The following is a 13,262-nucleotide window of genomic DNA, read 5'->3' on the forward strand; positions in this document are numbered from 1 at the left end:
TATCACCAATATGTAACTTAAGTAGATAGCATATATTATAATATGTGTTATAATAAGAAAATTTTAGACGAGGAAACTTTTATATGAACCGCGAAACTGTTTTAATTGTTGATGATAGCAAGATAGTCCAATTATATTTTAATCAGTTAATGGATCCAATGGAATTTAAAGTCCTAATGGCTAGTAGTGCAAAAGAAGCAAAAGAAATAATTGATAGAGAAAAAAATATCAATGTTGCAATAGTCGATTTATCTCTTCCTGATTCGATGGATGGAGAAGTTGTTGATTACACTATTGAAAACAAAATACCTACAATTGTCATAACCGGTTCAAAGAGTGAAGAAACTTCTAAACTTATTCGCTCAAAAAACATCGTAGAATATATGCAAAAAAACGATAAAAAAGATTTTGTAAAGGCTGTTGCTTTAGTTAGGCGTTTACGTAAAAATAGAACTAAAACAATACTAATAGTTGATGATTCTGGAACATATCGTATGCATTTGAAACAATTACTAAAACTTCATAAGTTTAATGTTCGTGAAGCTAAAAATGGTAAAGAAGCTTTAACCATAATGAAAGAACCTATAGATATTTCTATGGTATTAACAGACTATGAAATGCCAGAGATGGATGGTTTGGAACTCATCATTAATTTACGTAAAGATCATGAAATACATAAACTACCTATAATTGTTTTATCCGTATATGATGACGGACATAAAATATCAAACGCACTTAGAGAAGGTGCAAATGATTATATACATAAACCTTACCAATCCGAAGAATTTTTTAGTCGCCTTTACATAAATATTATCAATACAGAGTATGTAGAAGAAATGAAAGAACAAAATACTAATCTCGAACAATATAAAAATGCTATTGATAAAACAAATATCGTATCAAAGACAGATACTTTTGGCAAGATTATAGATGTTAATGATATGTTTTGCAATATTTCAGGGTATACAAGGGAAGAACTTATTGGTAAAACTCATCGTATAGTTAGGCACCCTGACACACCAGAAGAAACCTTTAGTGCTTTATGGGAAACAATTACAAATAAAAAAATATGGCAAGGGGTCATTAAAAATCGTAAAAAAGATGGGAGTGTATACCTCGTTGATACAACAATTATACCTATCCTTAAGGATGATGGAAGTATTAAAAAGTATATATCAATTAGAAAAGACATAACAAAGATTGTTGAACAGAATACTCTTATTCAAAAGCAATATACAGATTCTTTGACACAATTACCAAACCGTTTAAAACTTTTAAAGGATTTATCATGTAGTAATGGTACATCTGCACTAGTAATTTTGAATATTGTTTCATTTACTAATATAAATAGTTTTTATGGTTTTGAAGTTGCAGATAAGCTACTAGTGTCAATAGGAAAAAAAATAAAGAGTTTTGCAAACAACACCCATAATGTATATAAACTTCATGTAGATGAATATGCTTTATTAGGAGAAAATATTTCTGAGGCTGAAGAAAAAATATTTATAAAAGATTTATTAGAAAGTCTCAATCAAAATAGTTTTATTATTAATGGTCAAGAAATATTTGTAAATTTCAGTGTTGGACTATACTCTGGAGAGGAAAATCATTTTATAAATGCTGATACAGCACTCCAACAATCTAGAGTTTTAAATAAAGATATATGTGCATACAGTGAATTACCTAATAATGTTGAAGTACAGGCAAATAATTTAAAATGGACAAGAAAATTGCACAAGGCTATTGAAGACAATAGAATGAAGGCATTTTTTCAACCAATTATAAATAATGCAACAAAAGAAGTTGATAAGTATGAAGCACTAATTAGAATGATTGATGAAGAAGGAAAGGTTATTTCACCATTTTTCTTTTTAGATATTGCTAAAAAAACAAAACGCTATGAAGCATTGACAAAAATAGTTTTTGATCAAACAGCTACTCTTGCAAAAAAAACATCTAAAGTATTCTCTATCAATCTTACAATAGCTGATTTCAAGAATTCTGAATTAATGAAGTATATGCGTGATGAAATATATGCATTAAATATACATCAGTATATAGTTTTTGAAATTGTTGAATCAGAAGAGTTGGAATCTGAAGAAATGATTAAAACCATTAATAATTTAAAAAACTGTCCTATTAAAATATCTATTGATGACTTTGGAACAGGGTATTCGAATTTCGACTATCTCATAAAATTAAATGCTGATTTTATTAAAATTGATGGTTCTATTATTAAACATGTTTTAGAAGATCCAAATGCAGAACTGATGGTTGAAACAATAGTTAATTTAGCTAAAAAACTTGGAGCAAAAACTATAGGAGAGTTTGTTGAAACTGAAGAGATATTCAATAAGATAAAAGAACTTGGTGTAGATTATTCACAAGGATATTATTTTGGTAAACCACTTGAATGTATTTCAGAGAGCCTTTAAGATAGATGTAAAATCGTTTTTACTCAAAGAAAAGCAACATATAATTTCTACTGTGACTGGAAAAGTTGGAGCTTTTATTGTACTTTGACTTTTTATTGATTTATGTAGTGGAGAGATTATAGGTTTAGATGAAGATTTCACTAAAAAATAAACTATTAAAGAAGTTTTAGTTCGATACTATAATATTCTTAAGTATCATTTATAGTTAAGAGAGACTAAAGCACTTTTATTACTGCCTTGTGTAGCACCAAATAATCATCTACAATACAAGTCAAACTTGCACAACCTGTGCCTTTTGGAGTATGTTCAAAAATTGCGAGATTCCTGAATTAATAAGTGTCGATTTGATAAGTGACATTCCGCTCATCGGCTTAAATATTGGTACGTTGATAGCTGAAAGAAAAATTCACCTCGTTTATGGGATTGAAATGTCAAGATTTATCTCTTAAGCTTATCACGAAGTAGATTAATATAAATTTCAGATAAATACATTAAAATCACTGTTTTTTAGTTATAATATAAAAATAAACTTATATTACTTCGCAATAAGCTTAAAGGATTCAAGATGCCTATAAATGTACTACAAATAGATATTTTAAAAGCTTTAAAGGAAGAAAATAGCTATGTAAGCTTAAAAGATATTATGATTAAGCTTTCGAGGCATAAATTAACCGCTAGATCCTTCCAAAATGAAATAAAATCTATTCTTAATTCCCAAAGAGGAAACACAAGAGGTTCTGCATCTAGCACCGAATATATATTAGAAGATATTCAAAGAAGCTACCCAAGTTCTAAATTTCTTTATGTGTATAAAGATTCAATTATTATAGGACTTTTTTTCAAAGTAAATGATATATATAGATTCTATTATGATACCGATTATCTTATCAAGTATAATGTAGCGTTGCCTACACTTCCTTTACAGGTTGAACCATTTGATTTTAATGAAATTCCTCCGGTTTTTGAAGACAACTTGCAAGAGGGGATAAATAGAGAGATTATAGAGATTACACATAAAGAAGCGGATGAATTTGAATTATTGGCATTAATTGAAGAATCAATCGGAGATATTTGTTTTTCCAAATCCAAAGAAGAGTGTTACATTAAAGGGAAAAAAGCACATGGGTATCTCAATTCTTTAAATGAGATTTTATCCAGTAATGACAAAATAAATATTTTACACGGCTTTAAAATGCACTTTAGTGAGGTAGACCTGTTTCCTGAGAATGAAGACCTGTCATCTCTAAAATCTACAAGAGTAGAGGGTATTAGCGGGTATCAATACAAAAAATTCATCGATATAGATTTTGACAACAATAAAATATTGTCTGATAAAAACGCGAATAACTATATACTTAAGCCATACAGTAAGATTAAAGCCGATCCTACTACCGAGCATTACTATCCCCATCTTGCTATTAATGAGCATCTGTTCATGTCGTTTGCAAAAAATGAGTTGGGTTTTAGAGTACCATATACAGCACTTATAAAAAGAGAGACTGATAAAGAGTTTCATTATATTGTTAAGCGATTTGACAGACTAAACGGGGATAGATTTGCCAAAGCGACATTCGCAACATACTTAGGGCTAAGAAGCGAAAGTAAATATAAAACGACGACAGAGCAAATGTTTAAACGCATTGCAAAAGAGCTTATATCTCCAATAGAAAGGATGGAGCTTTTGAAGCATTACTTTTATTCCATCATGATTGTTCACGAAGATATGCATACTAAAAATCTTTCATTAATCCTTGATGAACATAAAGTGTTGTTTGCACCTCTTTATGATATATGCTCTACACCTTTTTATAGTTCATCAAAAGACTACGAAACATATCTCACGCTTAACGGAAAGCAAAAACAGATTAGACCTAATGACTTTAAAGGTGTATGTAAAATACTCAATGTTGATTTTAAAGAGTTTAGAGCTGTTTGTAATGATATTGCGCTCAAGTACATTAATGTGTTGCCGGAGTATTTTGATATCATCGAAAGTCTAGGAAGTATCCCTTTTTACCATACAGGGTACAAGAAAGTAAAGGGTGATAGCGAGATGAGATGGTATCATAAAGATCAGATTGAATTTGTTAATATCCTTAGATCCGGACATGCAAAAAGAAAAGAGGAATTGATAAATTTAGGGTGGGTGAAACAAACTCAATAATTTATGTGCGGTATTTATTACAGAAAAAGTATCGTGGAATGTCCCCTATAAACTAGACTGTCACTAAAACAGTTCTATTTGGAACAAGCAAACTCCATAGCAGTACATCTAAGTTAATATTTTTTGACATTCTTGTTTTATAATCTCAGGAGCATTTTTAGAGTCATTTATGTAATTCTCAAAAGGTGCTACAATTTCTATCTCTTCAAGAAATGTTGTTTTATCCAAGTTCTCTAATGAAATTTTTAACTCTTTCAAATCTAATTTATTAATCAAGCCTCTCTCAAGCATATTTTGCAGGATGCCATCTTTAAACATTATAGCTATGGCAATATCTATAATGTCTCTTGTAAGATTATCCTTTCGTCTATAAACTATCTTCTTACCTATAATATCTTCTATGCTCTCAACATATACATCACTGGTAAAAATAACTTTTGAATCGTCAAGCAAATAATCAGATGAAGGATTTTGAGAGACCAACACATCGACTTTTATATTATTCTTTTTCTCCAATACTCTTATGTGGTTTGATAGATCAATGTACTTGCTAGTATTAAATTTATTTGTTTCATCTATCCAGTGCTTTGGGCTAAGGTAGTTTAATATTTGTACATCAGTCACAAATAAGTCAATATCAAAACTAAGCCTGTGTTGGAAATAGTATATAGCTAATGCAGTTCCACCACCAAACCTGATTGTAGAGTGGTCTTGATTTGGTAAAAAGCTGTAGGCATCTTCAATAAAGCTGTTTAAAGCATGTATCTGTTCACCATAATGCTCTTTTATAAATTCAACATTTTTCATAATAAAGCCAATACTGTTTCAACTCTCTTAGGAGATATTCTATAGTAGTTTCTAAAATCAACTATCTCTTCTTCTAATGCTTCATTCTTTATAGTTTTAAGTGCGTATTTATCATACACATCTAAAGGCTCTTTTTTATAAAACAGATTCTTTAAACCAGTCAGTGTAAAATGTTTTTTTTTATTCCCTATAGAACAGTTTACCGTTGATAAAAGCATCACTGGCTTTGATTGAGACTTTAGTTCCTTTGATAAGATATCTTTAACATCATCCATACTCATATTCTTAAGTAACTTCGCAAGAGTATGTTTTTTGTTATCTTCTTTACTCCAGTCAGACAATGTAGATGGAGCAATACCAAATACATCAAATATATCTTTAGTTTTCATAAGTATCCTCCTTTTTTATAATTATACGATATTCGGATTAAAATAGCAAATAAATACTAATTTACAAAATGTTATAGTGAATCTATTCATAATAAAGGAGTCAACTATGAATGTAGGATATGCAAGAGTTTCAACTTCAAGCCAAAATCTTGAGAATCAAATTGATCAGCTTAAAGAATCAGGCTGTGAAAAGATCTTCTCAGAAAAAAGATCTGGAAAAAATGAAGCTGATCGTAAAGAGTTTAAAATTATGATGGAGTTCATTAGAGAGGGAGATGTGCTTTTTATAACAAAGCATGACCGTTTAGCAAGATCAGTAATTGACCTACAAAATATTGCTAAGTTTTTAGAAGATAAAAATGTCGATCTCAAAGTCATTCAACAAAACATTGATACCACAACACCAGCAGGTAGATTATTATTTACCATGTTAGGTGCTATTACAGAGTTTGAACGAGATCTTATCAATGAACGAGTTAAGGAAGGAATTGAAGCTGCGAAGAAAAAGGGTGTTCAATTTGGAAGAAGAGCTATTCTCAATAATAAAGAGAAAAATGTCATATATAAGGAACGTGAAAAAGGCAAGTCTGTGGCATGGTTGTCAAAATTCTTTCATGTTGCTCGTAATACAATCTATAGAGCTATCAAAGATGTAGCTAAAAAGAAGTAGTCAAATGACTACTTCCTGATGTTCAAAAATTCAACTCTATTTGGAATAGTCTTGCTGTTACTGAAAACTGTTCAAAATATAAGAGTTTATGTAAGATAATTTGCAAATTATTTATTTAATTATCACTTATATAACTGTTAGAATGTTATATTATTTTAACTTATTTTTTATTAATATAAAGTACGATACACTATTAATATATATTAAAATATTAGCTAAATCCTTACTATCTTTCTTGTAATGAATAACATATGTGGAGTACTTTTGATAAATAATAAAAACACTAAACTGCAACTAGGAATAGGTGAAAACAGTTATCGTACATTTTTTGAAGATAACACTGCTGTAATGCTTCTTATTGACTCTGTTACTGGTGAAATTATTGATGCAAATAAGGCAGCAGAAAAATATTACGGATATACTTTAAATATGCTGCTAAATATGAATATTAAGGAGATTAATCAGCTATCATCTGAGTCTGTAGAAAAAGAAATGAAGTTCGCTTTGAGTGAAAAAAAATCCTATTTCGAATTTGAACATAAACTCTCTTCAGGAGAAATACGTAATGTAGATGTTTATTCTAATCCAATCCAAGAGAATAATAAAAAATACCTTCTCTCTATCGTCCATGAGAGCCCGGAGCACAAAAAAAATGAACGTTTGCTCAAAGAGAAAGAGGCCTATATAAGAAGTATTTTTCTCGCCCTTCCAGCAGGAGTTGGAGTTGTAAAAGAGCGTGTTTTACAAGAAGTTAATGATTATATGTGTGTGATGACAGGATATGCAAGGGAGGAATTACTTAATAAGAATTCGAGGATGCTATATCCGGATCAAGAAACATATGAAAGTGTTGGAAAAGAAAAATACAAGCAGATTACTAAATATGGTATAGGTAGTGTCGAGACCCAACTTCAGCGCAAAGATGGAACTATATTGGATGTTCTTCTCTCTTCAACACCAATTGAACCTCTAGATATCTCTAAGGGTGTAACATTTACTGCTACTGATATAACTGAATTAAACCAATCACATTCTGATGCTCTTAAAGCCAAAGAGGTCTACCGTTCACTTCTTGAAGATATAAATGAATGGGTATGGGAAGTGAATCTAGAGGGATGTTTTACTTACTCTAGTCCTCGTGTTAAAGATATTATTGGCTATTCACCCGATGAAGTTATGGGTAAATCACTATTTTATTTTATAGATGATGGAGAAGTAGATCTTGTCAAATCTATTTTTTCCGAAATTATTGCATCAAAATCGAGTTTTAAAAATATACAAAGCACTCAACGACATAAAGATACTCAAGACGTCATAATTGAGACAACAGGACGACCAGTCTTTGACAATGACACAGGAGAACTTATGGGGTATCGCGGTACTAATCGTGATATCACAGAACACATAACTATAGAAAAAGAGCTAAAATTAAAAGATGAAATCATGTTTGCACAATCCCGCCAAGCAGCAATGGGAGAGATGATAGGTATGATAGCCCACCAATGGCGTCAACCTATTACAAGTATAGCTATGGGAGCGAATAATATCATTGTAGATTCAATCCTAGGTAATATAGATAAAGATTCTTTAAATAAACTTGCTACAGATATAGTCGAACAAACACAGCACTTATCTAAGACTATAGATGACTTTAGAGATTTTTTCAAACCAAACAAAGAACATGATGATGTAAATGTTTGTTCTGTGATTGAAGAGACACTTTCTATAATAGGTACCTCTTTAGTAAACAACAATATTAAAATTATTAAAGAATTTAATTCTCAAAGTACTATTTCAACATTCTCTAGAGAACTGCTTCAAGTCTATATAAACATACTAAAAAATGCTAAAGAGGCATTACTTGAGAACAAGATAGAAGATGCTAAGATAATCATTACAGTTACTGAAGATGAAAATAACATAATTACAACTGTATGTGATAATGGTGGTGGTGTTAAACCTGAACTCTTAACAAAAATATTTGAACCTTACTTTACAACGAAAGAGGAACTCAATGGTACTGGGTTAGGTTTATATATGTCCAATATAATTGTCACTAAACACCTCAAAGGTACTTTACAAGTTAAAAATAGTGATGATGGTGCTTGTTTTATGCTTAAATTACCTAAGGTAAGGAGTGATAATATTGGGACTTAATCAAGGTAGTGCAAAAGACTAGTTCCAAAATTCATCTCTTAATGGAACAATATTAATAACAGCATAGTTCGCTCCAAAATCTAGAGGTTACGAGGTTTAAGGTTAGTGTGCCTTCGGATACTGGGTTCGAACCAGTGACCAAGTGATTAACAGTCACATACTCTAGCGCTGAGCTAATCCGGAATGTGTATGAAATGGTGTCAGAATGGATGGGGACTTGAACCCCAAATCCCGGGCTTATGAGAACGATTACGAATACGTCATACACGCGAACAAGGGGCTTTAGTCACCTACAATTAACGCTAATTAATGTTATTTCTACTATTTTTGGTGACACTTTTATGACACCTCTCCTTTATATTTTTCAAACGTGATACATTTTCCAATAAGGATTGTATGAATAATTTAATTGATTCTTGTCGGTGTAAAAATCAAACTCAGATATGCACTCTTTAAATTCATCAAGCTCTCTCTTTTCAAATCCTATCTCTTCTAGTATGTATCCTATGCTTTGAAAGTATGGATATATAAAATCAAACCTTTGTGTTATTGCAAAAACTTCATCTACATTAATATGGTTTTTTATTTTTGAAAATACATCAATTATTTCTCTAGAGTTTCTAAAATATTGCACATTTACAACCATTTCAACTAGTGCTCGGTTAACACTTGATACTTTTATTCCATCAATTTCTGTCACACCGACTTGCATAGTATATTTAGGTTGTAAAAAAATTATATGCTTATTGTTATACTTCCCTATCATGTGTGTTTTTCTATAATCTTTCGCAAAAGCATTATCTATAGCCTTTTGTGTCAACTCAACATCTCCAGAGTCAGAGCCTTTATCTGTTTGTTCTTTTGATATAAATATAAAATTATTTCTATATTCAGATAATCCTATATAGTTAAGTGCACTACTCATAGAAAGAAAAGCATTTTTCTTCAGTGAAGTTAATAATTTTTCATCTGACAAAGATTCATTAAAAGAATATCTCGTTAAATAACCACCATCCATAAAAACACTGAATGATAAAAGTCCTATGTCCACAAGACGATCATAAAATTTACTTGATGACATTGAATTGGAAACTAAGCCTTTTTCTTTTAGATTTATCAATAAACCCTTCAGGTCATTAAGGTTATAGGAGTCGTTACTCGCAGCAATAGACTTTATTTGATTTACATTTTTGTTAAAGTAATCTTGTCTCATAAAATTATACCTTCCTATATGTTATAGTATATATACTATAACAATATCTAAATATAAAAGTTTTGTCAAGTGCTTAATACTTTAATTTATTGACTTAATTGTATTATGTCGCTATAATTAAGTATATATACTTAATTAATAGGGGATACATGAAAATTATTGTAATTAAAAGTAGCACTCCTATTGGAGAGCTTTCTGAAAGTGCAAGCGTTATACATTTCAATTATTTTGATGGGATAGAGCAAAATAGTTACATTCAAGGATTAAAAGAAAAAGTAAATACCTCAAGTTATCTTTTTCCTGTTTTTGAAAATCTTCTTCCTGAACATGAACAGCTTCAACTAATTAAAGCTAGATATAAAATTAAGGGAAATATTGAATCTCTACTCCACCTGGATAATATTCATGGTAGTTTTGAATTTTATACTGAAGAAAATTTCAAGAATTATATTGTCTCTCCAGAAGAAATATTTTCATACAAAGATGCAAGAGAAGAAATTCTTGAGCAAAATTACAGCTTCCCTAATATATTAAGCGACTATACGGTTGCCATTGCAGATGCTAAAATATACCCCAAAGGGCTACAAGGAAGTAAAGCTATTGGTATTAGTGGATTTCAATATAAGTTTAGTGTTTCTCTTGATAAAGATACCAAGGTAATCTCTCATAATGAGGATGAAGACGGTGGGTATATTATGAAGCCATACAGCAAAGATAACCTTATCTACTCTGATGATACCAGTGCTTATATTCCACACCTCTTGGTCAACGAACATATATTTATGACTTTAGCAAGAGACTTTGGTTTCAATGTTCCTTACAATGGAATAATTAAGCATAAAGAAGATTATCTATATGTTATAAAAAGGTTTGATAGATATCAGAAGAGCAAGATAGATCATCATGAAATTCTTACCTTGTTAGGAAAAAAATCCTCACTAAAATATAGTGTTACTGCTCTCGAAGCAATGAAAAAAGCTGCTGAATATCTTAGGGAGGATGAGATTTTAGAGATGTTTAATTTTTTTGTTTTTTCAATTATAATTTCTCATGGAGATTTTCACGCAAAGAATATATCTTTAATATATAAAACCAATGCTCTAGCTGAAAGAAATATGATGCTTGCTCCCTATTATGACATCTCAACAATTAGAATTTACAAAGACACCAACGATGATGACATAGGAATGATGGTGAAAAATAAAAAAAGAAATATAAAAAAAGTAGATTTGCTTTGGCTTGCAGATAAATTAAATATAAATAAAGCAGATGCAGCAAAATCTATAGAAAATTTAGGATTGAAGTTTGTTCAAGAATTTGAAAATTATATTGACCTGTTGCCTAGAGAGATAAAAGCTTTGAAAATTGTAACAAACAGATATGGCTATTCTAAGCCATTTGAAGAAATATTGCGAAAATACTATACAAATAGAATTCAATATATTGATAAGTATTTAGATATTAGAGTTGAAGAAGTTGAAGAAGATATTTGGAAGTGATTGTTCATGGGTATTACTTACTACTGTGAATGTTCACCTTATATATTTCTTTTTTGCTTATGGAGCATGAAACCTATGTTCAACTAAAATAAATTATGGTTAACATGCAGAATCTCTTGAAAGCAAAGCTTAAAGCCCATGATTTAGGACTTTCTTGTTACTGCTTAAGTTTCAGAGTATGTTTGAAAACTTAAATGGGATATTTTGGATTAAGAATAGTTCATCAAACTGTAGAGACTGTGAAAGAACTCAAAGCCACTTATAACGACTAATTAGCTAAAATAGATATGTCATATATCAATGAAAAAGGCTGAAGAATGCCAAACTACAAAGAGGGTTTAAACCGTCATCAACAACTTCTTTTTCCTCCCAGTCTAGATGAGTATGTTGATGAGAATAATCCAGTAAGAGCAATTGAGAGCTATGTTGATAGTATTGATTTAGCTGATTTAGGAGTCTTTACATCTAGTGGTGGTTCTGATGGTCAACCAGCATACCATCCTGCACTACTTTTGAAGATCTATCTCTACGGTTATCTCAATAGTATTCGAAGCTCTAGAAAGCTTGAGCGTGAGATTAAACGTAATGTTGAGATGATGTGGTTATGCGCAGGACTCACTCCTGGATATAAGACCATCGCTAACTTCCGTAAAGATAATCCCAAAGTACTCAAGCAACTTTTTCGTGACTTTGTGATGCTATGTCGTTCTGTAGATTTGATTGATGGTGCAGTAGTTGCTATTGATGGAGCTTTTTTACGTGCTAACGCTTCAAAGAATCAACTGATCTCAGAAAAAGTAACTATAAAAGATATAAAGTCAGTTGATGAGAAGATAACAGAGTATCTAGGTGCACTGGAGTATAGCGATAAGTGTGAGAGCAAAGAGACAACACCAATAGTTAAAATGGAATGTCTAAAGCGACTGAACAAACGCAAAACCAAACTAGATGCTGATCTTAATATCCTTAAAGAGCGTCAAGTAAAACAGTACTGTAAAAGTGATCCTGATGCTACCTTAATGACTAAACCAGCACATCATCTGATAGCCTATAATACACAGATTGCTGTTGATGGCAAATACAAGTTTATTGTAGCTACCAATATCTCCAGCAAAGGAGTTGATCACGATCAGCTCTACCCTATGGCTACCCAGGCCAAAGAAGCTACAGGGAATGAGCAGATAAAGGTCGCAGCTGATGCGGGCTATTTCAGTTCTAAAGAATTAAAGCGATGTATCGATGAAGGGATTGATGTCTATGTCCCCATGCCAGACAAACAGAAGAAGCAGAAAGACAAGGGGAAGTTTCCAAGAGATGCATTTACCTATGATGAAACCGAGGACTGCTATATCTGTCCGAATGACAAAGTGTTGAAGCGACAAAAAACCACCTATGAGAACAAGGGTATTAAGCGTTTTATGTATTATGGCACTCGCTCTGTATGTAAAGTTTGTCCATTGCATTCAGAGTGTATTTCAGATATTGCCAATGCAAAACGTCTGTGGCGCTGGGAACATGAAGCACTCATTACTGAACACCGTACAAAGATGAAAACATCAAAAGCCAAAGCTATGATAAAAGAACGTGCCGCACTTGCAGAACATCCGTTTGGTACAATCAAACAAAAGCTTGGCTGGAGTCATTTTCTGGTGCGTGGCAAAACAAAGGTTGCTGGAGAGAATGCTCTGATTATGCTTACCTATAATTTCAGACGACTATTAAATTTGATTGGGATTACTCTGTTTCAAAAGCTGATAGAAGCACATAAACATGGTAATCTTGAGAGTATCAAGCAAGAAATAGCGGAGTATCTAGCAGTTTTATACTTTATTAGGGCATTTTTTCGTCAAAAAATGAGTTTGAGCGTCTGAAGCTTGAAAAATATTCTTTAGCTCGACTCTTTTTGCTTATATAGGGTTAGTTCTTTC

Annotated in this window: 9 protein-coding genes and 1 tRNA gene; 6 read left to right on the forward strand and 4 right to left on the reverse strand. The window is 31.4% G+C overall.

Features of this window, described 5'->3' with window-relative positions; genetic code table 11:
* The first annotated feature begins 83 nt into the window (after positions 1-83).
* Both GJV85_RS13410 and GJV85_RS13415 read left to right on the forward strand, forming a co-directional pair.
* Complete coding sequence (locus tag GJV85_RS13410) at positions 84-2,435, forward strand: EAL domain-containing protein (RefSeq protein WP_207563266.1); 2,352 nt, start codon at positions 84-86, stop codon at positions 2,433-2,435.
* A gap of 565 nt (positions 2,436-3,000) precedes the next feature.
* On the forward strand, positions 3,001-4,599 hold the full coding sequence (locus tag GJV85_RS13415; RefSeq protein ID WP_207563267.1) for a type II toxin-antitoxin system HipA family toxin: 1,599 nt from the start codon (positions 3,001-3,003) through the stop codon (positions 4,597-4,599).
* A 108-nt stretch (positions 4,600-4,707) separates the two neighbouring features.
* Here GJV85_RS13415 and GJV85_RS13420 read toward each other — a convergent pair whose 3' ends face one another.
* Positions 4,708-5,406: a nucleotidyl transferase AbiEii/AbiGii toxin family protein gene (locus tag GJV85_RS13420; protein ID WP_207563268.1), complete on the reverse strand. Its 699-nt coding sequence runs from the start codon at positions 5,404-5,406 to the stop codon at positions 4,708-4,710.
* Positions 5,403-5,795 carry a hypothetical protein gene (locus GJV85_RS13425; RefSeq protein WP_207563269.1) on the reverse strand — a complete coding sequence of 131 codons (393 nt, stop codon included), beginning with the start codon at positions 5,793-5,795 and terminating at the stop codon, positions 5,403-5,405. The genes GJV85_RS13420 and GJV85_RS13425 overlap by 4 nt, the downstream gene beginning before the upstream one ends.
* A 106-nt stretch (positions 5,796-5,901) precedes the next feature.
* On the opposite strand from GJV85_RS13425, the gene GJV85_RS13430 reads away from it, so the two are divergent.
* Positions 5,902-6,465 carry a recombinase family protein gene (locus tag GJV85_RS13430; RefSeq protein ID WP_207563270.1) on the forward strand — a complete coding sequence of 188 codons (564 nt, stop codon included), beginning with the start codon at positions 5,902-5,904 and terminating at the stop codon, positions 6,463-6,465.
* A 264-nt stretch (positions 6,466-6,729) separates the two neighbouring features.
* Positions 6,730-8,622 carry a PAS domain-containing sensor histidine kinase gene (locus GJV85_RS13435; RefSeq protein WP_207563206.1) on the forward strand — a complete coding sequence of 631 codons (1,893 nt, stop codon included), beginning with the start codon at positions 6,730-6,732 and terminating at the stop codon, positions 8,620-8,622.
* A 111-nt stretch (positions 8,623-8,733) separates the two neighbouring features.
* Here the strand turns inward: GJV85_RS13435 and GJV85_RS13440 are convergent.
* Positions 8,734-8,805 (reverse strand) — tRNA-Asn (locus GJV85_RS13440).
* A gap of 181 nt (positions 8,806-8,986) precedes the next feature.
* Entirely contained in the window at positions 8,987-9,835 is an 849-nt protein-coding gene (locus GJV85_RS13445) for a hypothetical protein (RefSeq protein ID WP_207563207.1), read from the reverse strand.
* A 149-nt stretch (positions 9,836-9,984) separates the two neighbouring features.
* Here GJV85_RS13445 and GJV85_RS13450 point away from each other — a divergent pair, with 149 nt between their 5' ends.
* Positions 9,985-11,334, forward strand: coding sequence for a type II toxin-antitoxin system HipA family toxin (locus GJV85_RS13450; RefSeq protein WP_207563208.1), 1,350 nt, complete (start codon positions 9,985-9,987; stop codon positions 11,332-11,334).
* 317 nt (positions 11,335-11,651) lie between these two features.
* On the forward strand, positions 11,652-13,205 hold the full coding sequence (locus GJV85_RS13455; protein ID WP_207562525.1) for an IS1182 family transposase: 1,554 nt from the start codon (positions 11,652-11,654) through the stop codon (positions 13,203-13,205).
* The last annotated feature ends 57 nt before the right edge of the window (positions 13,206-13,262 follow it).

This window comes from Sulfurimonas aquatica, assembly GCF_017357825.1.
Lineage (GTDB): Bacteria > Campylobacterota > Campylobacteria > Campylobacterales > Sulfurimonadaceae > Sulfurimonas > Sulfurimonas aquatica.